27 protein-coding genes are annotated in these 26,532 nt (G+C 75.4%); 13 read left to right on the forward strand and 14 right to left on the reverse strand.

All coding sequences use genetic code 11. The annotated features are described in order from the left end of the window. Nucleotides 1–27: 27 nt before the first annotated feature. Entirely contained in the window at nt 28–777 is a 750-nt protein-coding gene (locus ACN20G_RS22025; RefSeq protein ID WP_424214529.1) for a GntR family transcriptional regulator, read from the reverse strand. Beyond that, entirely contained in the window at nt 774–2,111 is a 1,338-nt protein-coding gene (hmgA, locus tag ACN20G_RS22030) for a homogentisate 1,2-dioxygenase (protein ID WP_424214530.1), read from the reverse strand. The genes ACN20G_RS22025 and hmgA overlap by 4 nt, the downstream gene beginning before the upstream one ends. A gap of 148 nt (nt 2,112–2,259) precedes the next feature. Here hmgA and ACN20G_RS22035 point away from each other — a divergent pair, with 148 nt between their 5' ends. The 9 genes from ACN20G_RS22035 (at nt 2,260) to ACN20G_RS22075 (ending at nt 12,703) form a co-directional block, all read left to right on the forward strand. Beyond that, complete coding sequence (locus ACN20G_RS22035; RefSeq protein ID WP_424214531.1) at nt 2,260–4,425, forward strand: right-handed parallel beta-helix repeat-containing protein; 2,166 nt, start codon at nt 2,260–2,262, stop codon at nt 4,423–4,425. Then, complete coding sequence (locus ACN20G_RS22040; protein ID WP_424214532.1) at nt 4,422–5,300, forward strand: hypothetical protein; 879 nt, start codon at nt 4,422–4,424, stop codon at nt 5,298–5,300. Before ACN20G_RS22035 ends, ACN20G_RS22040 begins: the two co-directional genes overlap by 4 nt. Further along, nucleotides 5,297–6,589 (forward strand): hypothetical protein, encoded by a 1,293-nt coding sequence (locus ACN20G_RS22045; protein ID WP_424214533.1) that lies wholly within the window; start codon nt 5,297–5,299, stop codon nt 6,587–6,589. Before ACN20G_RS22040 ends, ACN20G_RS22045 begins: the two co-directional genes overlap by 4 nt. Nucleotides 6,590–6,606: 17 nt before the next feature. Next, nucleotides 6,607–7,287, forward strand: coding sequence for a TetR family transcriptional regulator (locus tag ACN20G_RS22050; protein WP_424214534.1), 681 nt, complete (start codon nt 6,607–6,609; stop codon nt 7,285–7,287). Nucleotides 7,288–7,378: 91 nt separating this feature from the next. After that, complete coding sequence (locus ACN20G_RS22055; RefSeq protein WP_424214535.1) at nt 7,379–8,788, forward strand: CitMHS family transporter; 1,410 nt, start codon at nt 7,379–7,381, stop codon at nt 8,786–8,788. Between the two features lie 103 nt (nt 8,789–8,891). Next, nucleotides 8,892–10,340, forward strand: coding sequence for an aldehyde dehydrogenase family protein (locus tag ACN20G_RS22060; protein WP_424214536.1), 1,449 nt, complete (start codon nt 8,892–8,894; stop codon nt 10,338–10,340). 46 nt (nt 10,341–10,386) lie between these two features. Then, on the forward strand, nt 10,387–11,478 hold the full coding sequence (locus tag ACN20G_RS22065; protein WP_424215633.1) for a Zn-dependent alcohol dehydrogenase: 1,092 nt from the start codon (nt 10,387–10,389) through the stop codon (nt 11,476–11,478). Nucleotides 11,479–11,548: 70 nt separating this feature from the next. Next, nucleotides 11,549–11,899, forward strand: coding sequence for a YiaA/YiaB family inner membrane protein (locus ACN20G_RS22070; protein ID WP_424214537.1), 351 nt, complete (start codon nt 11,549–11,551; stop codon nt 11,897–11,899). 141 nt (nt 11,900–12,040) lie between these two features. Beyond that, nucleotides 12,041–12,703, forward strand: a complete 663-nt coding sequence (locus tag ACN20G_RS22075) for a TetR/AcrR family transcriptional regulator (RefSeq protein WP_424214538.1) — start codon at nt 12,041–12,043, stop codon at nt 12,701–12,703. Here the strand turns inward: ACN20G_RS22075 and ACN20G_RS22080 are convergent. Next, nucleotides 12,694–13,158, reverse strand: coding sequence for a MaoC family dehydratase (locus ACN20G_RS22080; RefSeq protein ID WP_424215634.1), 465 nt, complete (start codon nt 13,156–13,158; stop codon nt 12,694–12,696). The genes ACN20G_RS22075 and ACN20G_RS22080 overlap by 10 nt on opposite strands. Before the next feature lie 153 nt (nt 13,159–13,311). Between ACN20G_RS22080 and soxR the strand changes: the two genes are divergently transcribed. Continuing rightward, nucleotides 13,312–13,758, forward strand: coding sequence for a redox-sensitive transcriptional activator SoxR (gene soxR, locus ACN20G_RS22085; protein ID WP_424214539.1), 447 nt, complete (start codon nt 13,312–13,314; stop codon nt 13,756–13,758). On the opposite strand, the gene ACN20G_RS22090 is transcribed toward soxR, so the two are convergent. The 4 genes from ACN20G_RS22090 to ACN20G_RS22105 form a co-directional block, all read right to left on the reverse strand. Then, nucleotides 13,739–14,584 carry a 3-keto-5-aminohexanoate cleavage protein gene (locus ACN20G_RS22090; RefSeq protein WP_424214540.1) on the reverse strand — a complete coding sequence of 282 codons (846 nt, stop codon included), beginning with the start codon at nt 14,582–14,584 and terminating at the stop codon, nt 13,739–13,741. The two genes, soxR and ACN20G_RS22090, sit on opposite strands and share 20 nt — an antisense overlap. Before the next feature lie 22 nt (nt 14,585–14,606). Next, on the reverse strand, nt 14,607–15,188 hold the full coding sequence (locus tag ACN20G_RS22095; RefSeq protein ID WP_424214541.1) for a hypothetical protein: 582 nt from the start codon (nt 15,186–15,188) through the stop codon (nt 14,607–14,609). Nucleotides 15,189–15,361: 173 nt separating this feature from the next. Further along, on the reverse strand, nt 15,362–16,666 hold the full coding sequence (locus ACN20G_RS22100; RefSeq protein ID WP_424214542.1) for a serine-threonine protein kinase: 1,305 nt from the start codon (nt 16,664–16,666) through the stop codon (nt 15,362–15,364). Nucleotides 16,667–16,775: 109 nt separating this feature from the next. After that, nucleotides 16,776–18,074, reverse strand: a complete 1,299-nt coding sequence (locus ACN20G_RS22105) for an exo-beta-N-acetylmuramidase NamZ family protein (RefSeq protein WP_424214543.1) — start codon at nt 18,072–18,074, stop codon at nt 16,776–16,778. Nucleotides 18,075–18,252: 178 nt separating this feature from the next. On the opposite strand from ACN20G_RS22105, the gene ACN20G_RS22110 reads away from it, so the two are divergent. From ACN20G_RS22110 to ACN20G_RS22120, 3 genes are all read left to right on the forward strand, one after another. Further along, a complete protein-coding gene (locus ACN20G_RS22110; RefSeq protein ID WP_424214544.1) occupies nt 18,253–19,059 on the forward strand; it encodes an SDR family NAD(P)-dependent oxidoreductase in 807 nt (268 codons plus the stop codon). Continuing rightward, nucleotides 19,056–20,756 carry a class I adenylate-forming enzyme family protein gene (locus ACN20G_RS22115; protein WP_424214545.1) on the forward strand — a complete coding sequence of 567 codons (1,701 nt, stop codon included), beginning with the start codon at nt 19,056–19,058 and terminating at the stop codon, nt 20,754–20,756. The genes ACN20G_RS22110 and ACN20G_RS22115 overlap by 4 nt, the downstream gene beginning before the upstream one ends. A 115-nt stretch (nt 20,757–20,871) precedes the next feature. After that, on the forward strand, nt 20,872–21,471 hold the full coding sequence (locus ACN20G_RS22120) for a TetR/AcrR family transcriptional regulator (protein ID WP_424215635.1): 600 nt from the start codon (nt 20,872–20,874) through the stop codon (nt 21,469–21,471). A gap of 64 nt (nt 21,472–21,535) precedes the next feature. On the opposite strand, the gene ACN20G_RS22125 is transcribed toward ACN20G_RS22120, so the two are convergent. The 7 genes from ACN20G_RS22125 to ACN20G_RS22155 form a co-directional block, all read right to left on the reverse strand. After that, the gene (locus tag ACN20G_RS22125) at nt 21,536–22,165 is read right to left on the reverse strand and encodes an acetate uptake transporter (protein WP_424214546.1); all 630 of its coding nucleotides are present in this window, start codon (nt 22,163–22,165) and stop codon (nt 21,536–21,538) included. Nucleotides 22,166–22,301: 136 nt separating this feature from the next. Beyond that, nucleotides 22,302–23,552, reverse strand: coding sequence for an acyl-CoA dehydrogenase family protein (locus ACN20G_RS22130; protein ID WP_424214547.1), 1,251 nt, complete (start codon nt 23,550–23,552; stop codon nt 22,302–22,304). A gap of 5 nt (nt 23,553–23,557) precedes the next feature. Continuing rightward, a complete protein-coding gene (locus ACN20G_RS22135) occupies nt 23,558–24,637 on the reverse strand; it encodes a phosphotransferase family protein (protein ID WP_424214548.1) in 1,080 nt (359 codons plus the stop codon). Between the two features lie 174 nt (nt 24,638–24,811). Then, the gene (locus ACN20G_RS22140) at nt 24,812–25,108 is read right to left on the reverse strand and encodes a hypothetical protein (protein ID WP_424214549.1); all 297 of its coding nucleotides are present in this window, start codon (nt 25,106–25,108) and stop codon (nt 24,812–24,814) included. A gap of 106 nt (nt 25,109–25,214) precedes the next feature. Then, a complete protein-coding gene (locus ACN20G_RS22145; protein ID WP_424214550.1) occupies nt 25,215–25,523 on the reverse strand; it encodes a DUF202 domain-containing protein in 309 nt (102 codons plus the stop codon). Beyond that, on the reverse strand, nt 25,520–25,918 hold the full coding sequence (locus ACN20G_RS22150) for a YidH family protein (protein ID WP_424214551.1): 399 nt from the start codon (nt 25,916–25,918) through the stop codon (nt 25,520–25,522). The genes ACN20G_RS22145 and ACN20G_RS22150 overlap by 4 nt, the downstream gene beginning before the upstream one ends. After that, nucleotides 25,915–26,481: an NUDIX domain-containing protein gene (locus ACN20G_RS22155; RefSeq protein ID WP_424214552.1), complete on the reverse strand. Its 567-nt coding sequence runs from the start codon at nt 26,479–26,481 to the stop codon at nt 25,915–25,917. The genes ACN20G_RS22150 and ACN20G_RS22155 overlap by 4 nt, the downstream gene beginning before the upstream one ends. Between the last annotated feature and the right edge of the window lie 51 nt (nt 26,482–26,532).

The following is a 26,532-nucleotide window of genomic DNA, read 5'->3' on the forward strand; positions in this document are numbered from 1 at the left end:
CCCGCGAGCGGCCGGGGCGGAGACGGTCTACGGGGATTCGACGGTGACGGTGAAGGAGAAGCGGTCGCCTCGGTAGCGGATGCGGGCCACGTCCACCACGCGGCCGTGCTCGTCGTAGGTGACGCCGGTGTAGTGCAGGATCGGGCTGAGCAGGGGCACGTCGAGGAGTTCGGCGGTGAGCGGGTCGGCGAGGCGGGCCTCGACCGTGTCGGTGATCCGGCTGATCCGCACCCCGACCACGTCCCGCAGCACCTTGGTCATCGGCTGCCGCTCCAGGTCGGCGGCGGTGATCGCGGCGGCGGGCCCGGGCAGGACCGCGTTCTCGGCCCAGTTGGTGGGCTCCCCGGTCTCCTCGTCGCGGCGCAGCCGGCGGAAGGTGACCACCTCCGGGGTGTCGGGGAAGTACTCGGCCAGGTCGCCCGGGACCGGGCCGGTCGCGCTGCCGAGCACGGTGGTGACCTCCCCGGACTGTTGGGCGACGATGGCGTCCACCGAGCCCAGCAGCCGGACCGGGGACCCGCGCCGGGCCCCCGGTTCGATGAAGGTGCCGCGCCGGCGGTGCCGGCTGATCAGGCCCTCCGCCTCCAACTCCTTGAGCGCCTGCCGCATGGTCAGCACGCTCACCCCGTAGTGCTCCGCGAGCCGTTCCTCGGTGGGCAGGCGCAGCGGGGCGTCCGGACCGCGCCCGAGTATCGAGGCCCGCAGGGACTGCGAGACCTGGTACCAGAGGGGGAGCTTGCGGTTCAGGACCAGGGAGTCGGGGGCGAAGACGGTCACGAGCGGTTCTCCTCCGTGCGGAAGTGGCGCTCCAGACCCTGCCAGACCTCGTCGTACCCCCGCTGGAGGTGGTCGGCGTCGGCGGCGCGGGCGGTGGTGGTGATGGGGCGGCGGGTCTCGAACATGAAGGCCAGGCCGTCGTCCACGCGCTGCGGACGCAGTTCGGCGGCGCTCGCCTTGTCGAAGGTGTCCCGGTCCGGGCCGTGCGCGGACATCATGTTGTGCAGCGAGCCGCCGCCGGGCACGAAGCCCTCGGCCTTGGCGTCGTAGGCCCCCTCGATCAGGCCCATGTACTCGCTCATCACGTTGCGGTGGAAGTAGGGCGGCCGGAAGGTGTCCTCGCCGACCAGCCAGCGCGGGGCGAAGACCACGAAGTCGGCGTTCGCGAGCCCGGGGGTGTCGGTGGGGGAGGTGAGCACGGTGAAGATCGACGGGTCGGGGTGGTCGTGGCTGATCGTCCCGATCACGTTGAACCGGCGCAGGTCGTAGACGTACGGCGCGTGGGTGCCGTGCCAGGCGACCACGTCGAGGGGGGAGTGCTCGTAGCGGGCCGACCAGAGGTTCCCGCAGAACTTGTTGACCACCTCCACCGGCTCCTCCACGTCCTCGTACGCGGCCGCGGGGGCACGGAAGTCGCGGGCGGCGGCCAGGCCGTTGGCGCCGATCGGGCCCAGCTCGGGCAGCTCGAAGGGGCGGCCGTAGTTCTCGCAGACGTAGCCGCGGGCGGTGCCGTCGAGGAGGTCCACGCGGAACCGGACCCCGCGCGGGATCAGGGCGATCTCGCCGGGGCCGACCGCGAGCAGGCCCAGCTCGGTGCGCAGCAGCAGGCCGCCGCGCTCGGGCACGATCAGCAGTTCGCCGTCGGAGTTCCCGAAGACCCGCTCCATGGGGGCGTTGGCGGCGTAGAGGTGCACGGCCATGCCGTCGCGGGCGGTCGGGTCGCCGTTGCCGCCCAGGGTCCACAGGCCGGCGAGCCAGTCGGTGCCGGGGGCGGGCTCGGGCAGCGGGTTCCAGCGCAGCCGGTTGGGGTCGGGGACGCGCTCGTCGAAGGGACCGGCGGCCAGGGCGCCGTTGTCGATCCGGGTGAAGGCGGGATGCGCGGCCGAGGGTCGGATCCGGTACAGCCAGGAGCGCCGGGTGTGGGCGCGGGGCTCGGTGAAGGCGCTGCCGCTGAGCTGTTCGGCGTACAGGCCCAGGGGGGCGCGCTGGGGGGAGTTGCGGCCGTGGGGGAGGGCGCCGGGGACGGCCTCGGTGGCGTGCTCGTTGCCGAAGCCGGTCAGGTACGTCAGCCCGGCCGCGGTCTTCCGGGCCGTCTCGGCCGCCCGCTCGCTCATGATCGCTCCACTCTCGTCGTTGCAATCCTATGGTCGACAGTAGGATTCCCGCCGCCCCGGCGTCAACGGTTGACCGGCGGGTCGCGAGCGCGAGGAGTTGGTGCGCGGGGGGATCCCAAAAGGTGAGCGTTGCTCTACTCTCTCGCGCATGTCGTGGACCCGCAGGTTCCCTGCCGTGCCGGCGGCGCTCCTCGCCGCCCTCCTCGCGCTCCTGTCGCTCGGCGCCGTCCTGGCCGCCGCGCCCCCCGCCCTCGCCCACGAGGAACGCCCCGTCACCTTCCCCGACGGCTCCGGTTCCGTGCCCGCCCACCGCACCGGCGAACCCGACCTGCTCGTCTGCAAGACCGACCGGGCCGAGTTCGAACGCCGGATCTCCGGCTACCCCGCCGAGCTCAGGACCCGCAACCTCACCCTGTGGGACCGCTGCCAGAAAGAGGGCAGCCGCCACCTCCAGCAGGCCGTGGACCGCGTGGACCGCCCCGGCGTGAACATCGCGATCCTCCCCGGCCTCTACGAGGAGGAGCCCTCGCTGCCCGCGCCCACCGGGGCCTGCGCGAAGCTCAGCGCCCCCAACTCCTCCCTCGGCTACCAGATCCTCAGCTGGGAACAGCAGAACGCCTGCCCCCACAACCAGAACCTCGTCGCGATCATGGGGAAGAAGAACCTCCAGATCGAGGGCACCGGAGCCTCCCGCGAGGACGTGGTCATCGACGCCAAGTACCGCAAGCTCAACGCGATCCGCGCCGACCAGTCCCACGGGATCTACTTCCGCAACTTCACCGCCCAGCGCACCACGTTCAACTCGCTGTACGTGCTCGCCGGCGACGGCTTCGTCATCGACGACGTGCTCACCCGCTGGAACGACGAGTACGGCTTCCTGACCTTCGCCTCCGACCACGGCCTGTACAAGAACTGCGAGTCCTACGGCAACGGCGACTCCGGCATCTACCCCGGCAGCGCCTCGAACATCAACGACGGCCGCGGCTACGACGTGCCCCGCTACTCCATCGAGATCACCGGCTGCCGCAGCCACCACAACATGGTCGGCTACTCCGGCACCGCCGGCGACTCCGTCTGGGTCCACGACAACGAGTTCGACCACAACATGGGCGGCGCCTCCATGGACAGCGCCTTCCCCGGCCACCCCGGACTCCCGCAGAACCACGCCAGGTTCGAACGCAACGACATCCACGACAACAACCAGGACTACTACCGCCACGTCGCCGACGGCACCTGCGCCAAACCCCCCATCGAGCGCGGCTACGAACGCGGCGTGGTCTGCCCGCAGATCTCCATGCCCCCCGGCAGCGGCATCATCACCGCCGGCGGCAACTGGAACCTCTACGAGGACAACTGGGTCTACGGCCACGAACGCACCGCCTTCTACCTCAGCGCCGTCCCCGCCTTCATCCGCGGCGAGGAGGCATGGGCCAAACAGGCCGACACCTCCCACCACAACCGCTACGCCGGCAACGTCCTCGGCCGCGACAAGAGCGGCAACCCCCGCCCCAACGCCACCGACGTGTGGTGGGACGGCCAGGGCAGCGGCAACTGCTGGCAAGCCGACGCCGCCGGCACCAGCCCCGGCGCCCCGCCCGTCTGCGGGGCCGCGCGCGGCGAGGTCTCCGGCGCCTCCGCCCGCCTCGTCGGCGAACCCGTCAAACTCGTCCAGCTCCTGATCTGCGCCGACTACAACGTCCAGGCCCGCCGCCTGCCCGCCGGCTGCGACTGGTACGGGGCCACCGGCCTCGCCCGCGTCGAGACCCAACTCGCCCTCGGCGTCGCCGCCGTCCTGCTGCTGGTCGGCGGCATCCTGTGGCACCGGCGGCTGCGCCGCTCCCGCCTCGCCGGCGCCGCCGCCCTCCTCGGGCTGCTCGGCCTCGGCCTCGACGTGGCCGGCACCACCACCGGCCTCGCCGCCGGCCCCGTGCCCGCCCTCGGCCTGCTCCTGCTCGGCCTGTGGTGGGCGGGCACCGGCCTCGCCCTGCGCCCCGCCCGGCCCTGGCTCGCCCGCCTGACCCTGCTGCTGGGCGCCCTCACCCTGCTCGACGCCTTCGACAAGGCCGTCCTGATGATCCCCTGGATCCCGCTCTCACCCGCCTGGATCCGCGGCCTGATCGCCGTGGTCTGGGTGCTGTGGGCGGTCGTGGCCTCCGCCCGACCCGGACCCGCCGTGCCCGCCGCCCCGCCCGGGAACGGCGGGGACCCGGCCGGGGACCGCGCCCCCGTGCCCACCGGCCCCGCCCCCGCAGCACGGGCCCGCGCCGCCCGTCCCGCCCCGCACCCCGCCCGCGACGAGGAGGGCCCCCGATGACCCGCCCCACGCGCACCACTCGTCGTCCCGCCCCGACCACCACCGCCGGCCGGGCCGCCGGCGCCCTCGCCGTCCTCGTGCTCCTGCTGGCCGGCTGCGGCGGCCGGGCCACCACCCACCACAAACCCGGCACCACCCACGAACAGGCCACCGGCGCCGTCGGCACCCTCCTGGCCGCCGACGACGGCGCCGGCCACAAACTCCGCCAGGTCCCCGCCGCCGGCGCCCCCGAGGTCACCCTCGCCGTCCGCCCCGACAGCGAGGACGGCTGGAACCTCCACCTCACCACCGAGAACTTCGCCTTCACCCCCGACAGCGTCGGCGGCGCCGCCGTCCCCGCCGCCGGCCACGCCCACCTCGAACTCGACGGCCGCAAGATCGCCCGCCTGTACGGCCCCTGGTTCCACCTCCCCGCCGACCGGGTGCCCGCCGGCCGGCACACCCTCACCGTCCGCCTCTACGCCGACGACCACACCGCCTGGGCCGTCGCCGGCAAACCCGTCCAGGCCGCCGCCGACCTCACCTCCGACGGCGCCACCGGCTCCCACCCCCACCCCGGGGCCTCCGCCCCCACCGCCCCGGCCCCGAGCACACCCCCGGCCGCCCCCGCCGTCGACCGCACCGTCACCATCGGCGTCCGCGACGGCAAGGTCACCCCCGCGCCCGGCCGCACCAACCTCACCAAGGGTCAGCGCGTGGCCCTCACCGTCACCAGCGACCGCGCGGACACCCTCCACGTGCACGGCTACGACAAGGAACTCGCCCTGCCCGCCGGCCGCCCCGCCACCCTCGTCCTCACCGTCGACCGCACCGGCCTCTTCGAGGTCGAGACCCACGAGACCGCCCTGGTCCTGACCCAACTCCTGGTCCGGTGATCCCCCTCGCGCACGGCGTCGGCTCCCGGCACGACCTGCCCGTCTCCCCCTTCTACGCCTTCGCCGGCGCCTTCACCGCCCTCTTCGTCTCCTTCCTCGCCCTCGGCCTGCTCTGGTCCGCCTCCCGCTTCCGGGGCGACGCGGCCGGCCGCCCCCTGCCCGCCGCCCTCGCCCGCGCCGCCGACGCCCCCGCCACCCGCCACACCCTGCGCGCCCTCGGCCTGCTCGCCGCCCTCGGCCTCCTCGCCCACCTGCTGTTCGGCCCCGAGGACCCCGGCCGCAACCCGGCCGCCGGCGCCGTCTACGTGCTGTTCTGGGTGGGCCTCGTGCCCGCCTCCCTGCTCCTCGGCCCCGTCTGGCGCCTCCTCAACCCCCTGCGCACCCTGCACGCCCTCGGCTCTCTCGCCCTGCGCCGGATCCGCGGCCGCGACCCCGCGCACCGCCCGATCCCCGCCCGACTGGGCCTGTGGCCGGCCGCCGCCGGGCTGTTCGGGTTCACCTGGCTCGAACTCGTCGCCCCCGACCCCGCCGACACCCGCCTGCTGCTCGCCGCCGGCCTCGGCTACGCCGCCCTCCACCTGGGCTGCGCCGCCCGCCACGGCCCCCGCTGGTTCGACGAGGCCGACGCCTTCGACGCCTACTCCACCCTCCTGGCCCGCCTCTCCCCCCTGGGCCGCCGCACCCCCGACCGGCGGCTCGTGCTGCGCGGCCCCTTCCACGGGCTCGACGGCACCCCCGGCCGCCCCGGGCTCGTCGCCGTGGTCTGCGTGCTCCTCGGCTCCACCGCCTACGACGGGTTCTCCGACCACCCCCGCTGGATCGACACCGTCCAGACCTCGCCCCTGGGCCGCACCACCACCGCCGGCCTCGGCCTGCTCGGCGCCGTCCTCCTCGTCGCCGCCCTCTACGCCCTGTGCACGCTCGCCACCCGCCTGGTCAGCGGCCCCCACCCCGGCCCCCTCACCGCCTTCGCGCACTCCCTCGTCCCCATCGCCCTGGGCTACCTCGTCGCCCACTACGTCTCGCTCTTCCTCACCGAGGGCCCCCGCACCCTGGCCCTCGCCCTCGGCGCCCAGGACCCGCCCGCCCCCGAACCACCCCTCGCCCCCGGCACCCTGGCCGCCCTCCAGGTCGGCGCCGTCGTCACCGGGCACGTCCTCGGCGTGATCGCCGCCCACGACCGCGCCGTGCGCCTCTTCCCGCCCGCCCGGGCCGTCGCCGGCCAACTCCCGCTGCTCGCCCTGATGATCGTCTACACCACCGGGGGCATCGCCCTGCTGCTCAACTGATCCGGGAGCGCGGCATCATGGTCCCTGTGTCCCACCCCCACCCGCCCCTGCGCCGCACCCCCGTCCAACAGCGCAGCGCCGACCGGCTCGCCCGGATCCTCGACGCCTGCGCCGAGGTGCTCGACGAGACCGGATACGAGAACCTCAGCACCCGCCTGGTCGCCCAACGCGCCGGCGTGCCCATCGGCTCCGTCTACCGCTTCTTCGGCAACAAACGCGCCATGGCCCAGGCCCTCGCCCACCGCAACCTCGACAGCTACGCCGCCGGCATCGCCCGCCGGCTGCGCACCCTGCCCACCGGCCACTGGCGGCCCGTGGTGGACGCCGTCCTCGACGAGTACCTCGCGATGAAACGCTCCGTGCCCGGGTTCGCCCTGGTGGACTTCGGCGTGCCCCCGGCCCCGCCCGGCGCCGCCGGCGCACCCGGGCCCGGCGCCGGCGAAGGGCCCCCGACGGGCCCCGCCGGACCCGAGGCCGACCCCAACCCCCTCGTCGCCGACCGGATCACCGCCCTGCTCTGCGCCCACCTCGGCCGGACCCCCGAGCCCGCCCTCACCCGGGCCGTGCTCGTGGCCGTCGAGGCCACCGACGCCCTCGTCCGCCTCGCCTTCCGCACCGACCCCGCCGGGGACCCCGCGATCGTCGCCGAGACCCGCGCGATGATGCACGCCTACCTCGCCCGGGTTCTCGACCACTGACCCATCGCACCGCCCTGAGCTGCGGTTTAGCTCATATTGCGCACGGGCTCATCCCTTGTGGGCCCGAAGCGGCCGACCGTACGTTCCCCGCATGTCGACCCTCCTCGGTTTCGCGATGATCGCGACCTTCCTGGTCCTGATCATGATGAAGAAGATGTCGCCGATCGCGGCGCTCGTGCTCGTCCCCGTGCTCTTCTGCGTGCTCGTCGGCGACGGCGCGCAACTCGGCGACTACGTCATCGAGGGGGTCGGCAAACTCGCGCCGACCGCCGCCATGCTGATGTTCGCCATCGTCTACTTCGGCCTCATGATCGACGTGGGCCTCTTCGACCCGATCGTCCGGGGCATCCTGCGCTTCTGCAAGGCGGACCCGGTGCGCGTGGTCGTGGGCACCGCCGTGCTCGCCGCGATCGTCTCCCTCGACGGCGACGGCTCCACCACCTTCATGATCACCGTCTCGGCCATGTACCCCCTCTACAAACGCCTCGGGCTCAGCCTCGTCGTGCTCACCGGCGTCGCGGCCACCGCCAACGGGGTCATGAACACCCTGCCCTGGGGCGGTCCCACCGCCCGCGCCGCCACCGCGCTCGGCCTGGACGCCGGCGACATCTTCGTCCCGATGATCCCCGCCCTCGCCGTCGGCCTGCTCTTCGTGTTCCTCCTCGCCTGGATCCTCGGCCTGCGCGAACGCCGCCGGCTGGGCACCCTCGCGCTCCCCGTCGAAGCCCCCGCCGAGCCCGCCCTCGCCACCGCCGGCCCCTCCGCCTCCGCCCCCTGCGCCGTCGGCCCGCGTCCGAGCGCCGGCGCGGGCGGCGACGCCGACGGGACCCCCGCGGCCGAGCCCGACGCCCCGGCCGCCTTCGAGGGCCTCGACCCGCACCGACCCACCCTCCGCCCCCGCCTGTACTGGTTCAACGCGGCCCTCACCCTCGCCCTCCTCGCCGCGATGATCACCGAACTGCTGCCGATCCCCGTCCTCTTCCTGATCGCCGCCGCCGTCGCCCTCACCGTCAACTTCCCCCACATGCCCGACCAGAAGGCCCGGCTCGCGGCCCACGCCGACAACGTCCTCAACGTCTCCGGCATGGTCTTCGCCGCCGCCGTGTTCACCGGGGTCCTCACCGGCACCGGCATGGTCAAGGACATGGCCGACTGGCTGGTGGGGGCCGTGCCCGACGCGATGGGCCCGCACATGGCCCTGGTCACCGGCCTGCTCAGCCTGCCCCTGACCTACTTCATGTCCAACGACGGCTTCTACTTCGGCGTCCTGCCCGTCCTCGCCGAGGCCGGCGCCGCGCACGGGGTCTCCCCGCTGGAGATCGCCCGCGCCTCCCTCGTCGGGCAGGCCCTGCACATGTCCAGCCCGCTGGTGCCCGCCGTGTACGTGCTCGTCGGCATGGCGAAGGTCGAGTTCGGCGACCACACCCGGTTCACCGTGAAATGGGCCGCCCTCACCTCGCTGGTCGTGCTCGCCGCCGGGATCGTGTTCGGCATCGTGTGATCCGGCCGGCCGCCGCCCCCGGACCGACCCCGGGGGCGGACGCGCGTCGGAGGGCGTTTGTAGGGTGACGGGGTCCCGTACGGAGCTCCGGAGAGGAAACCCCATGGCGTCGTCCCCCCGCACCGAACCCGTCCCGCCGTTCGGCGAGCACCGAGACCTGTACCTCGACGGCCGGTGGCGGCCCGCCCTCGGCACCGACGCGATCGAGGTGGTCAACCCCGCCGACGAGAGCGTCCTGGGCTCCGTCCCGGCCGGCTCCGCCGAGGACGTGGACGCCGCCGTGGCCGCCGCCCGGGCCGCGCTGCCCGCCTGGTCGGCGACCCCGCCCGCGCGCCGCGCCGAGTACCTGACGGCCCTGCGGGACCGACTGGTGGCCCGCACGGAGGAGTTCGCCGCCGTCATCACCGCCGAACTCGGCTCCCCGACCGTGTTCTCCCAGCGCGTGCACGTCGGCGCGGCCGTGGCCGTGTCCGGCTCCTTCGCCGACCTCGCCGCCTCCCACCCCTTCGAGGAACGCCTGGGCAACTCCACCGTCCTGCACGTCCCGGTGGGCGTGGTCGGCGCGATCACCCCGTGGAACTACCCGCTGCACCAGGTCGTGGCCAAGGTGGCCCCGGCGCTGGCCGCCGGGTGCACGATCGTCCTCAAGCCCGCCGAGAACACCCCCTTCACCGCCCGGCTCCTCGCCGACCTCCTCGACGGCATCGGGCTGCCCGCCGGCGTGTTCAACCTGGTCACCGGACGCGGTCCCGAGGCCGGTCGGGCCCTGGTCGAACACCCCGGCGTGGACCTGGTCTCCTTCACCGGCTCCTCCGCCGTCGGCAGCGCGATCGGGGCCGCGGCCGGCGCGGCCGTGAAGCGGGTCGCCCTCGAACTGGGCGGAAAATCGGCCAATGTCATTCTGCCGGGAGCGGACCTCGCCAAGGCCGTGCGCGCCGGCGTCCAGCACGTCATGAACAACGCCGGGCAGAGCTGCAACGCGCAGAGTCGCATGCTCGTGCACGTCGACGACCTCGACGAGGCCGTGGCCCTGGCCGCCGAGGCCGCGCGCGCCGTCACCGTCGGGGACCCGACCGATCCGGCCCACCGGATGGGCCCGGTGATCAGCGCCCGACAGCGGGACCGGGTCCGCGGGTACATCGAGAGCGGGGTCAAGGAGGGCGCCCGGCTCGTCGCCGGCGGCCCCGAGGCCCCCCTGCCGCGCGGTCACTGGGTCGCCCCGACCGTGTTCGCCGGCGTGACCCCCGACATGACCATCGCCCGCGAGGAGATCTTCGGCCCGGTCCTGTCGATCCTGTCCTACACGGACGAGGAGGAGGCCCTGCGGCTCGCCAACGACAGCGAGTACGGGCTCGGCGGCGCGGTGTGGGCGGCCGACGCGGAGACCGCGACGGCCTTCGCGCGGCGCCTGGAGACCGGGCAGGTCGACGTCAACGGCGGCCGCTTCAACCCGATCGCGCCCTTCGGCGGGTTCAAGAAGTCCGGGGTCGGCCGCGAACTGGGCCCGCACGGCCTGAGCGAGTACCTCCAGACCCGCTCGTTGCAGTACTGACGTGACCGACCCCGCCCCGTCCCCGCACGAGAAACGAGGACCCGAGATGGTCCGTGCCGCCGTCCTGCCCGCCGTCGGAGCCCCCCTGGAGATCCGCGAGATCCGGCTGCCCGAGAGCCCCGGTCCGGGCCGGGTCCGGATCCGGCTCGCCGCCGCCGGCGTCTGCCACTCCGACCTGTCCCTGACGAACGGCACCATGCGCGTGCCCGTCCCCGCCGTCCTCGGCCACGAGGGCTCCGGCACCGTCCTGGCGGTGGGGGAGGGGGTGACCCACGTGGCCCCCGGCGACCCCGTGGTCCTCAACTGGGCCCCCAACTGCGGCACCTGCCGGCACTGCGCGATCGGCGAGGTGTGGCTGTGCGAGGGGGCCCTCGCCGGGGTCGGCGCGGTGTACGCGCACGACGCGGCGGGCACCGAGCTGCACCCGGGGCTGAACGTGGCCGCGTTCGCCGAGGAGACCGACGTGGCCGCCGGCTGCGTGCTGCCCGCCCCGCCGGGGGTGCCGCTCGTCGAGGCCGCGCTGCTCGGCTGCGCCGTCCTCACCGGTCACGGGGCCGTGCACCACAACGCGCGGGTGCGGGCCGGGGAGACGGTCGCGGTGTTCGGCGCGGGCGGGGTCGGGCTGGCCGCGATACAGGCCGCCCGGATCGCCGGCGCGGGCCGGATCCTCGCGGTGGACCTCTCCCCGGCCAAGGAGGAGTTGGCGCTGAAGGCCGGCGCGGACGCGTTCGTCACCGCCTCCGAGACCACCCCGAAGGAGATCAGGGCCCTGACCGAGGGCTGGGGCGCGGACGTGGCCGTGGACTGCGTGGGCCGCGCGGACACGATCCGCCGGGCCTGGGAGTCCACCCGGCGCGGCGGGCGCACCACCGTCGTCGGCATCGGGGGCAAGGACCAGCGGGTGGAGTTCCACGCCCTGGAGCTGTTCCACTTCGCCCGCACCCTCACCGGTTGCGTGTACGGCGACAGCGACCCGGCCCGCGACCTGCCGGTCCTCGCCGAGTACGTGCGGGCCGGTCGGCTCGACCTCGGGGCGCTGGTCACCTCCCGGATCGACCTGGACGGGATCCCGGCCGCGTTCGAGGACATGGCGCGCGGCCGGGGCGGCCGGGCCCTGGTGGTCTTCGACGGGCGGTGAGTAGCGTCGGCGCCCGGCCTGAGTACCCGCGCGGATGCCGGGCCGGGCGCCGGCGCGGGACGCTGCGGTCATGACCGAGTCGACCGCAGCACCGCGCAACTCCGGGGCCTATTACGGCCAGGCCATCGCCTCCTTCGCGCTGGCCCTGGCCGCGGTGGCCCTCGGGATCTGGAACATGGACGCCGACGGATGGGTCCGCGCCTTCCTCGGCGTCGGCGTCCTCTACCTGACCACCTCCGCCTTCACCCTCGCCAAGGTGATCCGGGACCGGCAGGAGGCCGAGGGCATCGTGAACCGGGTGGACCAGGCCCGGATGGAGAAGATCATGACCGACTACGACCCCTTCCACCCCCGGCCGGGCGGTCCGAAGCAGGGTCCGGGTCACGGCCCCGGCCCGGCCCCCCAGTCCCCGCCCCGCTGACCGGCCGCCGCCCCGCCCGAGGCTCACCCCGCCCGAGACCCACCCCGTCCGTCACCTAAGCGCCCGCTCAGTCCTCCGGTATCGTGTGCGGTTCGAACGCGGGCACGCCGCGGGCACGGGCCGGTCGGAAGGTGGGCGGAGATGGACGAGCCGAAGGCCGGGCACGGCCCCGATCCCCTCGCCGAGGGCGCCGCCTGGGAGCAGGTCACCCCGGACGCGGCCCGGCGGCTGCTGATCGCCGCCGTCGACGCCTTCGCGGCCCGCGGCTACCACGCCACCACCACCCGCGACATCGCCGGCCGCGCCGGCATGAGCCCGGCGGCCCTCTACATCCACTACAAGACCAAGGAAGAGCTGCTCCACCGGATCAGCCGGATCGGTCACGACAAGGCCCTGCGGATCCTGCGGGCCGCCGCCGAGGCCGAGGGCGGCCCCTCGCGCAGGCTCGACCTCGCGGTCCGCTCCTTCGTCCGCTGGCACGCCGCCCACCACACCACCGCCCGCGTGGTGCAGTACGAACTCGACGCCCTCGACCCGGAGCACCGCGCGGAGATCGTGCTGCTGCGCCGGGAGAGCGAGGCCGTGATCCGGGGCATCCTCGCCGACGGGGTCGCCGCCGGAGCCTTCGACGTGCCCGACCTGTCCGGCACCACCCTCGCCGTGCTGTCCCTGTGCATCGACGTGGCCCGCTGGTTCGACGCGGCCGGCCGGCGCACCCCGGACGAGGTCGGCGACCTGTACGCCGACCTCGTGCTGCGCATGGTGGGCACCCCGGGGGTCCCGGGCGCCGGGGCTCAGAAGTAGTAGCGCGACAGGGTCCGGGCCACGCACACGGGCTTCTCGCCGCCCTCCCGTTCCACCGTCACCGTCGCCGCGACCTGCACCCCGCCGCCGACCTCCGTCACCTCGGTGATCTCGGCCACCGCCCGCACCCGCGAGCCCACCGGCACCGGCGCGGGGAAACGGACCTTGTCCACGCCGTAGTTGACGCCCATCCGCATCCCCTCCACTCGCATGATCCGGGGCACCAGACTCGGCAGCAGGGCCAGGGTGAGGTAGCCGTGCGCGATGGTGGAACCGAACGGCCCGGTCGCGGCCCGCTCCGGATCCACGTGGATCCACTGGTGGTCCCCGGTGGCGTCGGCGAACAGGTCGATCCGCTTCTGGTCCACCTCCAGCCACTCGCCGGGCCCGAGCGTGTCGCCGATCCCGGCGCGCAACTCCTCGGCGGACGTGAAGACCCTCGGCTCGACGGCCATGTGCGCGCTCCCCTGACTCCCGTGCGCCGGGGCACCCGGGTCCTCGACCCGGCCCCGCACGCCGACCATGCTGAACAAGCGTTTGCTCAGCATGGTCGGCAGGTCGGCCGGCTGTCAACGACCCGCCCGGGCGCCTCGACTACCCTCGGCCCGATGCCGCAGATTCCCGAGCACGTCCAAGAACTCACCGTCGGCCAGCTCGCCGCCCGCAGCGGCGCGGCCGTCTCGGCCCTGCACTTCTACGAGGCCAAGGGGCTCATCAGCAGCCGTCGGACCACCGGCAACCAGCGCCGCTACTCCCGCGACGCGCTGCGCCGGGTGGCCTTCGTGCGGGCCGCCCAACGCGTCGGCATCCCGCTCGCCTCCATCGGCGAGGCCCTGGCCTGCCTGCCCGACGGGCGCACCCCCACCCACGAGGACTGGGCGCGGCTCTCGGAGACCTGGCGTACCGAACTCGACGACCGGATCAACCGGTTGAACCGGCTGCGCGACCACCTCACCGACTGCATCGGCTGCGGCTGCCTGTCGCTGGAGACCTGCGTGCTGTCCAACCCCGACGACCGGATCGGCGGCCGGGGCTTCACCGGCTCCCGGCTCTGACCCCCCTCGGGTCGCTCCCCGGGAACAGCGCGGCACGGACCAGGGCCGCGCTGTCCGGGGCGGGCCTCCCGTCCGGCAGCGTCAGCACGTCCCCGATCCCGATCCGCGCCCCCGCCCCGCTCCGCAGGGCCGCCCGCAGCGCCGGCCACGCGGCCCCGTCCCGACCGAACACCGTCACGGGCACCGGCGGGTCCGGGCACGGGCGCCGGGCGGCCGTGACGGGCCCGGTCGGCGCGCCCCCGCCGGTCGACGGCCACTCGCACACGATCCGCACCCCCGGCACGCGCCCCGCCCACACCAGCGCACGCCCGAGCGCGCTCCGTCCCCGACGGTCCGCGCGCCGCCCCGGAATTGGCGGAATGTGTGCGTCCACCCCGAGCCCGAGGCCGGCCGCCGCCACCGTGAGCGCCGCCGCGCCCGGTTCGTCGAAACGCACCGCCACCCGGTCCGGCAGCTGCTCCCAGCCCCCGAACCGGCGCAACCGGGACCCCGGATCGGGCTCGGTCGCCACGCTCACCGGCACCACCAAGGCGACCCCGGGCCGCCCCGCCACGACCCGCGAGGCCCGCAGGGCCGCCACCACCGGCCCCACCACCCGGGGCGACAGACTCTGCCGCCCGCACGGGGTCCGGGGCGAGACCTCCAGGGCCACGGGGGCCCCCGGCCCGACGGCCCCCGCCGCCGCGAACACGTCGAGCACCGCCTCCGCCGCCGACACCAGCCCGGCCGGGGAGAGCGGCACGGCCGCGCCGTCCGCCCCCGTCCGCGCCCCGTTCAACGCCACCGTCCACCCCGCGCCGCCCGCCGTGCCCGCCACGTCCGCCACACCCGACACCGCGCCCCCCGTGCTAACGGTCGGCCTGCTCGGCGGCCCACACCGCCCGGGGCACCACGATCCCGCACCCCGAGCACACCGGTCCACCCCACCCGGGCCGCTCCGACCCGGCCGAGCGCCGGTCCAACTCCCGGGCCCCGCACACCGGACAGGCCGCCTCGGGGCTTCCCGTCTCCAGGGCCCGCACCAGCCGCCGCATCACCTCCGCCAGGTCCCCGTCCGGCCGCACCCCCGGGTCCGCGCACCGCACCACCGAGGCCCGCTCCCACGCCCCCGACCCCTCCGACCAGGCCGGCACCCCGGGCCGGCGCACCCCGTGGTGCTTCTCGCGGCGCCGCCGGTCGGCGAAACCCCGCTCGAACTCCAACCACACGTCCCGGGCCGCCTCCAACTCCTCCAGCGCCGCCACCAGCCGATTCGGATCCGCCGCACGGTCCTCGGGCGCGATGCCGTGCCGCGCACACAGGTGCCACCACGTCGCCCGATGTCCGTACGGCGCGAATCTCTCCAGACAGCGGCGCAGGGAGTGGCGCCGCAACGCCATGTCGTTCCCCGCGTCGCGCACCTGACCGGCCAGACTACGGAACCCCGCCATCACACCTTCACCTCGCATCACCACGACCGACTTCGCACGATCGACTCCGCTTCTCACCATGCCCGGTCCGGGGCGGGCGCATGTGGGGGCGGACGAGGCGCGGCGGTGGCACATGGCCAAAACCCGCGCCCCACCGGGCGACGGCGACCGGGAGACGGCGGACCCTCTCGGGGTCAGGGCCCCAACTCCCCGGCCGACACGACCAGCCGGGCCAGCTCGGGATGGCAGATGTCCCCGTGCGCCCCCGAGGGCGCCCCGCCGCGCCGCACCACCGCGGCCGCGTCCACGCTCACGCACCCGCCGCGCGGCAGGCCCGAGGCCAGGGCCCGGTCCAGGGTCAGCCGGGGCGCGCCGGCCACGGCCCGCACCCCGTCGTACCCGATCGCGCCCCACCGCTCGCCCAGACCCAGCAGCCCGCGCTCGTCGCCCGAGGTCCGCGAGGCCAGGGGGTAGAACACCCCGAGCGCCGTGTCGTGCGCCGAGTGGCAGGCCACCACCGGCCCCGCCACCCGCCCCTGCAACCCGGCCAGGGCCCCGCCCACGCCCGGGTCGTGGGGGAGCGCGGTCGAGAACGCGTGGTGCGAGAACGCCCCCTGGAGCAGGGTCAGCGAGCGCACCCAACGGGCCCCGGGCGGCACCGCCCGCAGGGCGAACGCCGACAGCCGGGCCCCGAAGCTGTGCCCGATCAGGTGCACGCGCAACGCGGGCCGGGCGGCGGCCAGGCCCGCCAGCAGCGGCCCCAGACCCCGTTCGCCCACGGTCCCGGCCCGCCGCTTCATCTCGAAGTAGGTGGCCTGCCGCAGCAGTTCACGGGCCCCCTGCCACAGGGCGCGCCGTTCGTCGGCGAGGAAGGCCGTCCGCGCGCCGGCCCGCGGACCGGCCCCGGCCGCCTCCGCCCACCCCACCGGCACCTCCACCGACCCGCCGGCCTCCGCGAGGGCCACCGCCAACTCCCGGCAGGCCCGCAGCGGATCACCCGTGAACAGGGCCGGCCCGCCGGAGCCCGTGCCCACCCCGCACAGCCGGGCCACCGCCACCCCGAAGCCGGCCGCCGCCTCGGGGCCGGCCGGCCGCTCCTCCAGCAGCGCCGCCAGCCGGTCCACCTCCGCCTCCCGGCCCGGCCAGAACGCCCGCAGCGCCGCCACGGTCGCCGGGTCCAGCCCGGCCCCGTGCCCCGGCAGGGCCAGTGACGGGCGGACGGGGTCCAGATCGGGGATCGGCTCGTCCGAGAACCGCATCGACGGCCACACCACTCCCACGTACCCCACCCGCACCCCGGGCCCGAGCAGCGCCGGGAACGGGGCCAGGAACCGGTCGTACAAGCGGGTCGCCGAGGACCGGTCGCTGTTCCACCCGTGCGCGAACACCACCAGATCGGTGGCGTCCAGGCGCGCCACCGCCGCCCGTGACGCCGGGTCCACGTCCCCGTCGGCGTCGAAGGTCAACTCCGCGTACGGTCGCACGCCCACACCCGCCATGTCGGCTCCCCTCGGATCCGCGCCACGCCCACCCGGGCAGCATCCCGCCGCCGGCCCCGGCCGGCCAGAGCCGGCGCGGACCTCGGCGCGGACCCCCGCCGGGCGCGGCTCACCCCGGGTACAGCAGCCGCCCCGCGCGCTCCGCCGCGAACCGCTCCAGGCCCGCCCGCCAGGACCCCGTGATCTCCTCCGGATCCGCCCCCCGGTCCACCAGCGACCGCAGCGCGTCCGTGCCCGCCAGGCGGTCCACGAACCGGTCCGGGGTCCACGCGAAGCCCGACCACACCCGCCGCGCCGTCACCAACAGCCCGACCCCCGCCAGCACCGGATCGAAGCGCTCCGGATCGTGCACCAACACCCGCACGCCCCCGCACACCTTCCCCTGGAACTTCGAGAAGGTCGGGGTGAACCACGCCTCCCGGAACCACACCCCCGGCAGCCCCAGGCCCTGCGCCGCCTCCGCCCACCGCCGGTCGATCCCCACCGCCCCCACCACCTCGAACGGGGTGGTCGTGCCCCGCCCCTCCGACACGGTGGTCCCCTCGAACAGACAGGTCCCCGGGTACACCAGCGCCGTGCGCGGGGTCGGCACGTTCGGACTCGGCGGCACCCACGGCAGCCCTGTCCCCTCGAACCGCGTGCCCCGCCGCCACCCCCGCATCCGCACCACCTCCAGCGAGACCCGCACCCCCTCCGCCGCGAGCCACCGGTCCCGGAACCACAGGGCCAACTCCCCGATCGTCAACCCGTGGCACAGCGCGATCGGCACCCGGCCCACGAAACTCGCGTACGCCGGGTCCAGCACCGGCCCCGAGACCCGCAGCCCGCCGATCGGATTGGGCCGGTCCGGCACCAGCACCGCCACCCCCGCCGAGGCCGCCGCCCGCAGGCAGTCGTACAGCGTCCACACGTAGGTGTAGAACCGCGCCCCCACGTCCTGCACGTCCACCACCAGCAGCTCGATCCCCGCCGAGGTCAGCAGCCGGGCCAGCGCCGGACCGGACACCCCGTGCGTGTCGTACACCGGCAGGCCCGTCGCCGGGTCCCTCGCCGTCCCCTCCGACCCGCCGGCCTGCGCCGTGCCCCGGAACCCGTGCTCGGGCCCGAACACGGCCACCAGGTCCACCCCTTGGGCCGCGTGCAGCACGTCCACCAGGTGCCGGGCGTCGGAGGTGATCCCCGTCGCGTTCGTCACCACCCCGACCCGCCGGCCCCGCAGCCGCGCGAAGTCCTCCTCGACCAGCCGGTCCGTGCCCGTCACCACCCGGACCGGCCCGCCCGCCGCCGCGCCCGCCGCCGGACCCGCCGCCGCGACCCCCGCGACCGCCGACCCGCCCACGGCCCCCGCCGCGCCCAGGAACCCGCGCCGCGACATCCCGTCCCGCACAACCCGCTCGCTCCGTGCCATCCGGTCACGGTAGGCGGCTTGTCCGGTGATCGGATCTTCCGCGCGGCCCGCCACGCGCACGGGTCCCCCCGTCGCCCCGTCCCGACCCTTACGCGGAGGCATACCGACCGGTTAGTCTCCGCCTCGTCCGCCCGCCGCGAGACCACCCAGAGCGCCGAGACCACCGAGGAGCACCGCCGTGGACAGCCACCAGGGGACCCGAGTCGTCGTCACCGGAGCGGGCGGCGGCATCGGCGCCGCCCTCGCGCACCGCTTCGCCGCCGAGGGAGCCACCGTCGTCGTCAACGACCTCGACGCCGCCAAGGCCGAGGCCGTGGCCGGCGCGATCACCGCCGCGCTCGCCGCCCGCCCCGGCGGCCCCGACCCCGAGGCCCGGGTCCTGGCCCTGCCCGGGGACGCCGCCGACGCGGCCGCCGGCGCCCTCGACCTCCTCGCCGGCCGGGTGGACGTGTACTGCGCCAACGCCGGGATCGGCGCGGGCGGCGACGCCTTCGCCGGCGACGAGGTGTGGGAGGCGGCCTGGGAGACCAACGTGATGGCGCACGTGCGCGCCGCCCGCACCCTCCTGCCGCACTGGCTGGAGCGCGGGGACGGCCGTTTCGTGGCCACCGTCTCGGCCGCCGGACTGCTCTCCATGATCGGGGCGGCCCCGTACAGTGTCACCAAACACGGAGCCCTCGCCCACGCCGAGTGGCTCTCCCTCACCTACCGCCACCGCGGCCTGCGGGTGCACGCCGTCTGCCCCCAGGGAGTGCGCACCGACATGCTCACGGCCTCCGGCACCGCCGGCGAACTCGTCCTCGCCCCCACCGCCATCACCCCCGAGGACGTCGCCGACGCCGTGTTCACGGGCATGGCCGAGGACCGCTTCCTGATCCTCCCGCACCCCGAGGTCGCCGGGTACGCCCGGGCCCGCGCCGAGGACCCCGACAGGTGGCTGCGCGGCATGAACCGCGTCCAGCGGGCCTGGGAGGAACGCCGGTGACCCGCCCCGCCCCCGCCGCGCCCGCCCCCTCGCCCTACGCGGCGCGGCCCTGGCTCGCGCTCCTCTCCCCGGACCAGCGGGCCCCCTTCACCCCCCTGCCGAGCCCCGTGCACGCCCTGCGCGCCGCCGCCGCCCGCGCCCCCCGGCACCCGGCCCTCGTCCACGAGGCGGGCTCCCTCGCCTACGCCGAACTCGACGCCCGCACCGACACCCTCGCCCGGCACCTGCTCGCCCTCGGCCTCGGCGACGGGGCCCGGATCGCGGTCCGGCTCCAGAACGGCCCCGCCCTCGTCCTCGCCGCCCTCGCGGTCTGGAAGGCCGGCGCCGTCCTCGTCCCCGTCAACCCCATGTACCGGGCCGCCGAACTCCGGCACGTGCTCACCGACTCCGGCGCCCTCGCCCTGATCCGCGCGCACACCCCGACCGCCGCCGACGACCCGGCCGCCGGCCTCGCGGACGGGCTCGCCGACACCCCCGTGCGCGTGCTGCTCACCACCGACGAGGACACCCCGCGCCCCGCCCGCCCGGCGTCCGCGCCGCCCGGCACCGCCGCGCACGACCTGTGGACCCTCGCCGAGGACCCGCGGCCCGAGGCCCTGCCCCCGCTGCCGGCCCCGCCCGGCCCCGAGGACACCGCCCTGCTCGGCTACACCTCCGGCACCACCGGCGCCCCCAAGGGCGCGATCAACCCGCACGGCGCCCTCACCCACAACGCCGGCCGCCAGGTCGCCGGCCACCCGATACCCGAGGGCGCGGGCTACCTCGTCCTCGCGCCCCTGTTCCACATCACCGGCCTGGTCTGCGAACTCGTCGCCTGCCTGATCAACGCCGGCACCCTGATCCTCACCGGCCGATTCGACGCCGGCCGCCTGCTGCGCGCCTGCCGCGCCCACCGCCCCGCCTACACCATCGGCCCCACCACCGCCTGGCTCGCGCTGATCGCCCACCCCGAGGCCGACCGGGACGCCTTCGCCTCCTTCCGCGTCACCTCCTGCGGCGGCGCCCCCGTCCCCGCCGCCCTCACCGCCCGGCTGCGCGCCGAGTTCGGCCTCGTGCTGCGCCCCGGCTACGGCCTCACCGAGACCACCGGCGGCTGCGCCTCCGTCCCCGTGCACCACCCCGCCGAGGGCGTGGTCGACCCGGCGAGCGGCACCCTCTCGGTCGGGGTCCCCGGCGCCGAAACCCTGATCCGGATCCTCGACGACGCCGGCCGGGAGGTGCCGCTGGGCGCACCGGGCGAGATCGCCGTGCGCGGCCCCCAGCTCGCCCGCGGCTACTGGAACCGCCCCGAGGCCGACGCCGAGGCGTTCCCCGACGGGGAACTGCGCACCGGGGACATCGGCTTCATGGACGAGGCGGGCCGGCTGTACGTGATCGACCGCAAGAAGGACATGATCAACGCCTCCGGGTTCAAGGTCTGGCCCCGCGAGGTAGAGGACGTGCTGCACGCCCACCCCGGGGTGCACGAGGCCGCCGTGGTCGGCGTCCCCGACCCCTACCGGGGCGAGACCGTCGTCGCCTGGATCGTGCCGCGCGGATCGGTCGAGGACCCCGCCGGGCTGGTCGCCGAGCTGCTCGCGCACTGCGCGGACCGCCTCGCCGCCTACAAGCGGCCCCGCCGGATCGAGTCCGTCCCTGTCCTTCCGCGCACCGGCAGTGGCAAGATCCTGCGGCGGGAACTGCGCGAGCGTGGCTGAGAACAGCCGACCGGCCCCCCGCCCGACCCGTGAAAGGGCAGGTGAGCCCGTGCCCCCCGACCCGCACGCCCCGGCCGCCGACCCCCCGCCCGCCGACGCGGTGCCCCCCGACCCCGTGCCCGCCGACGCCGCGGGCGATCCGCGGACGGCCGCCGTGCCCCGCCGGCTGCTCGCCGAGGCCACCCGCCTGTTCGCCGAACGCGGCTACGACCGCACCTCGGTGCAGGAGATCGTGGCCGCCGCCGGTGTCACCAAGGGCGCGCTGTACCACTGGTTCGACTCCAAGGACGACCTGCTCCACGAGGTCTACGCCCGGATGCTGCGCCGCCAGCAGGCCCGCCTCGACGCGATCGCCGACTCCGGGGACCCGGTGGCCGACCGGCTCCGGGCCGCCGCCGCCGACGTGGTGGTCACCACCATCGAGCACCTCGACGACGCCACGATCTTCTTCCGCTCCATGCACCAGCTCAGCCCCGACCGGCAGATCCGGGTCCGGGCCGAGCGGCGCCGCTACCACGAACGCTTCCGGACCCTGGTGGAGGAGGGCCGGCGCGACGGGGTCTTCGCCGAGGTCACCCCCGCCGAACTGGTCGTGGACCACTTCTTCGGCTCGGTGCACCACCTAGCCGTCTGGTACCGCCCCGACGGTCCGCTGGCCCCCCGCGAGATCGGCGAGCACCTCGCCGACCTGCTGTTGCGCGCCCTGCGGCCCTGAGACACGCGCGCGGGCCCGCCCTCCGGGAGGAGGACGGGCCCGCGCGCGAAGAGGGGGTGCGGGCTCAGCCGAGCGGGAGCACCTTGCGGCCCCAGGTGGACTCGGCCACCCCGGCGCAGGAGACGTACCAGGCGATCACGGCGCAGCCCAGGCCCATGAAACCACCGGTCTTCCCCAGCGCGGTGACCTCGGTCAGGTCGCCCAGCGCCAGGAACAGGAAGGTCAGGGCGAGCAGGATGAACAGCGCGCGGTGCGCGAGGTCCAGCTTGAGGGCCGCGATGGACATGTACGCGGTGAAGACGAACCAGCCCACGAGGAACAGGCCGGTCGCGATGTGCGCCTGGTCGGCCGGCAGGCCGGGCACCACGAACTTCACGTACGCCGCGAAGGTCATCCAGAAGGCGCCGTAGGACACGAACGCGGTGGTCCCGAAGGTGTTGCCGCGACGGAACTCCATCAGACCGGCCACGAACTGGGCCAGCCCGCCGTAGAACAGGGCCAGCGGCAGCACGACGGCGCTGAGGGCGGCGTTGCTCACCAGCCCCGAGTTGAACATGCTCAGCACGAAGGTGGTCATCGCGAACGCCGCCAGGCCGAGCGGGCCGGGGTTGGCGAGCGCGGCCGGCGCCGGAGCGGCGGTCGGGGCCGGCGCGGCGGTGCCGGCGGCCTCACGGGTCAGGGTGGAGCTGGTCATGGCGATGTGAGCTTTCGAATTCGGGGGAATACCCGAATATATCGGACTTCTGTACTGGTCTGGACCACGTACCGGCCCAGACCCGGCCCACACCCGCCCCGACCAGCCCCCGCCGCCCCCCCCGCCGCCGGCCCGCTCAGCCCCGCGCGCCCCCGTCCGCCCGCTCCCCGCCGTGCCGCCGCAGCTCGCGCCGGGCCAGCGAACGCTGGTGCACCTCGTCCGGACCGTCCGCCAACCGGAGGGTCCGCGCCGCCGCCCACAGCTCCGCCAGCGGGAAGTCCTGCGAGACCCCGCCCGCGCCGTGCAGCTGCACCGCCCGATCCAGGATCTCCACCACCGCCCGGGGAGTCGCGATCTTGATGGCCTGGATCTCGGTGTGCGCGCCCCGGTTGCCGACCGTGTCCATCAGCCAGGCCGTCTTCAGCACCAGCAGCCGCAGCTGTTCCACGCTCACCCGCGCGTCCGCGATCCAGTTCCCGACCACGCCCCGGTCCGCGAGCGGCCCGCCGAACGCGGTCCGCTCCGTCGCCCGCCGGCACATCAGCTCGATGGCCCGCTCGGCCATCCCGATCAGCCGCATGCAGTGGTGGATCCGCCCCGGCCCGAGCCGCGCCTGGGCGATCGCGAACCCCGAGCCCTCCTCGCCGATCAGGTGCGAGGCCGGCACCCGCGCCCCGTCGAAGACCACCTCCGCGTGCCCGCCGTGGTCGTGGTCGGCGTATCCGTAGACGGTCATGGCCCGCCGCACCTCCACCCCCGGGGTGTCGCGCGGCACCAGCACCATCGACTGTCGGCGGCGCGGATCGGGGTGCTCCGGGTCCGTCATGCCCATCACCACGAACACCTCGCAGCGCGGGTTCATCGCCCCGGAGATGTACCACTTGCGACCCGTGATCGCGTACGAGGACCCGTCCGCCGAGCGCTCGATCCGGGTCCGCACGTTCGTCGCGTCGGAGGAGGCCACCTCCGGCTCGGTCATCGCGAACGCCGAGCGGATCTCCCCGGCCAACAGCGGCTCCAGCCACCGCTTGCGCTGCTCCTCGCTGCCGAACTGCGCCAACACCTCCATGTTCCCGGTGTCGGGGGCCGCGCAGTTCGTCGCCATGGGCGCCAGGTGCGGGCTGCGGCCGGTGAGTTCGGCCAGCGGCGCGTACTGGAGGTTCGTCAGTCCCGCCCCCCACTCGGGGTCGGGCAGGAAGAGGTTCCACAGGCCCCGGCGGCGGGCCTCGGCCTTCAACTCCTCGAAGACGGCCGGGGTGCCCCACGGATCGGCCAGCGCGGCCCGCTGGGCCGCCGCCACCGGCTCCGCCGGGTACACGTGCTCGTCGAGGAACTCCCGCAGCCGATCGGCCAGTTCCACGGTCCGGGCGTCGAACGCGAAATCCACGGTGCTCAGCCTTCCCCTCGATCGTGGGCCGCCAGCGTCGCGCGGCCGTGCTCCACGAAGACCGGCACCAGATCGCCGATCCGCTCGAACCCCGGACCCACCGTCTTGCCCAGGGTGTACCGCAGGTGGATCCCCTCCAGGATCACCGCGAGCTTGAACCAGGCGAACGCCGTGTACCAGCCGATCGCCCCCGGGTCCCGCCCCGACCCGGCCGCGTACCGCTCGACCAGCGTCGCCGCGTCCGGATGCCCCGCCGCCCCGGCCGTCGTGGCCACCGGCAGGTCCGCGATCCCCAGGTCGGTGCCGTACATCACGAGCAGCCCCAGGTCCGTCAACGGGTCCCCGAGCGTGGACATCTCCCAGTCCAGCACCGCCCGCACCCGCTGGTCGACCGGGTCCAACAGCGCGTTGTCCAGCCGGAAGTCGCCGTGCACCACCGTCGGCGCGGGGGAGCGGGGCACGCGCCGGCCCAGCGCCTCGTGCAACGCGTCGATCCCCGGCAGCTCCCGGCCCCGCGAGGCCGCGAGCTGCTTGCCCCACCGGGCCAGCTGCCGGGTCAGGAAGCCCTCCGGCCGCCCGAAATCGGCCAGCCCCACCGCCGCCGGGTCCACGGCGTGCAGCTCCACCAGCGTGTCCACCAGCCCCAGCACCGCCGCCCGGGTCCGCTCCGGCCCCAGCGGGGCCAACTGCCCGGCCGTCCGGTACACCGTCCCCGTCACGTGCTCCATCACGTAGAACGGCGCCCCCAGCACCTCCTCGTCCGCGCACAGCGCCACCGGCTCGGGCACCGGTACCGGCGTCGAGCCCAGCGCCGACAACACCCGGTGCTCGCGCCGCATGTCGTGCGCGGTGGCCAGCACGTGCCCCAGCGGCGGCCGGCGCACCACCCAGCGCGCCGTCCCGTCGGTGACCAGATAGGTGAGGTTGGAGCGGCCGCCCTCGATCAGGGTGCCGGTCAGCGGCCCCGGCGCCAGATCGGGCCGGACCCCGGCCAGCCAGGACCGCAGCCGCGCGGTGTCCAGACCGCGCGGATCGGCGGGCCCGGCCGGACCGGCGGACGGGGACGGATCGGGACCAGCGGGCATCGGGACTCCTCCACCGGGGCGAGGGACGCGGGGCGGCGCGGGCGCGCGGCCCTCATCCTGCCGACCGGTCGGTATGCCGTCCAGAGCCCGGACCGGATCCACCCGCGCCGATTCCCGCGCCCCGCCCGGTTCGCCCCGCCGCGTCCCCGTTCGCCGGGCACGCCGGCGGGGACCTCAGTGGTCGTCGTAGTGGCCCTCGTGCGCGGCGTGCCGGTGCCCGTCGTGCAGGTAGTCCACGTGGTCCCCGTGCGGCACGCTCTCGTGCCCGCAGCCCTCCCCGTGCGCGTGCTCGTGCGCCGCGTGGGACACGTGGCCGGAGGGCTCGCACTCGTCCCAGTGGCCCGCGTGCTCGCGGTGCAGGTGCCCGTCGTGGGCGTAGTCCGTGTGGTCTCCGTGCGGCACCGCCCGGTGCCCGCAGTTCTCGCCGTGCTCGTGTCCGTGCGTGGTGTGCTCGGTGTGCAGAGTGCTCATGGACGCACACGCTAGTGGCGCCCGTCACACCCCGCCCGTCGACGCGAGCGCGGCCCGCCGATCCGCCGAAAGGGGGACGACCCGACGATCACACCGGCCCGTGCGATCAGAGGATCGTCGCGCCGGCCACCGCGCACAGGGCCAGCACGCACAGCGCCGCGCCCCGCGCCGTGCCCACCCCCAGCCCCGTCGGCCGCGCCCCGGCCAGCCCCCGGATCCGCCGGTGCGCCACCGCCAGGAACACCAGCCACAGCAGGACCACCGCCCCCGCCCCGGCCGCCGCCCGCGCCGCCTCCGGGGCCCCCAGCGCCTGCCGCACGGCCAACACGGCCGTCACCGCCCCCGTCAGCGTCGTGCGCCGCCAGGCCAACCGGGTCCGCTCCGGCTGCAACCCGGCGTCCCGCTCCTCGCTCACCGGACCCGGGTCCAGCCCAGCAGCACCACCAGCACCATCGCCAGGGCCACCAGCCCCACCCCGACGCTCAGCAGCACCGGGAACCGGGACACCGGCAGGTCCTCCCGCCGGCGCATGGCCCGCTCGCACCGCGCCCAGTGGTTCACGGCCCGCAGCGCGCAGGCCGCCCCCACCACCAGCAGCGCGAGCGCCACCCCCACCCGCACCCCCCAGCGCAGGTCGGGCAGGAACTGGTCCACCGCGAACCCGCCGCCGACCAGCGCCAGCGCGGTCCGGATCCAGGCCAAGAACGTACGTTCGTTAGCCAGACTGAAGCGGTAATCGGGCGTCTCGCCCTCGTCCCGAAGCCGCCCCGGACTCCACCACAGCCGTATGTCCCGCGCGAATTCGATCACCCGTCCAAATTACCGCCGGCCCCCGGACCCGGCCCCTCCGCCCCCGGACCCCCGCCCGCCCGCAACCTCCGGTACGCCTCCAGCCCGTCCGGCACCCACGAGCGCCCCGGCTCCCGCAACCACTCCCCGATCCGCTCCTCCGGCACGAACGCGTGCCAGGCCACCTCCGACTCCTGCGGGGACACCGGCCCCTCCCACCGCACCTCGTACACCGCCGACCACCACGAACCGGCCTCCCCCTCGAACAGGAACCGGAACAGGGGCGTCGGCCGCTCCAAGCCCGACACCCCCAACTCCTCCTCGGCCTCCCGCAGCGCCGCCTCGTCGTAGCCCTCCCCGGCCCCGACCACCCCGCCCACGAACAGGTCCCAGCACCCCGGGAACACCTGCTTGGTGTCCGTCCGCCGGTGCACGAACACCTGCCCCGCCCCGTCCCGGACCAACACGAACACGCACCGGTGCCGCAGCCGCTCCGCGTACACCCGGCCCCGGGGCGCCCGCCCCGTCACCCGGTCCGCCGCGTCCACCACGTCGAGCACCTCCGCCGCCGGATCCTCCACCACCGCTCCCCACCCTTCGCACCGGGACTGTTGACGGGTCACCCCCGCGTGGTC

It is taken from the genome of Streptomyces dryopteridis (assembly GCF_049606955.1).
GTDB lineage: Bacteria > Actinomycetota > Actinomycetes > Streptomycetales > Streptomycetaceae > Streptomyces.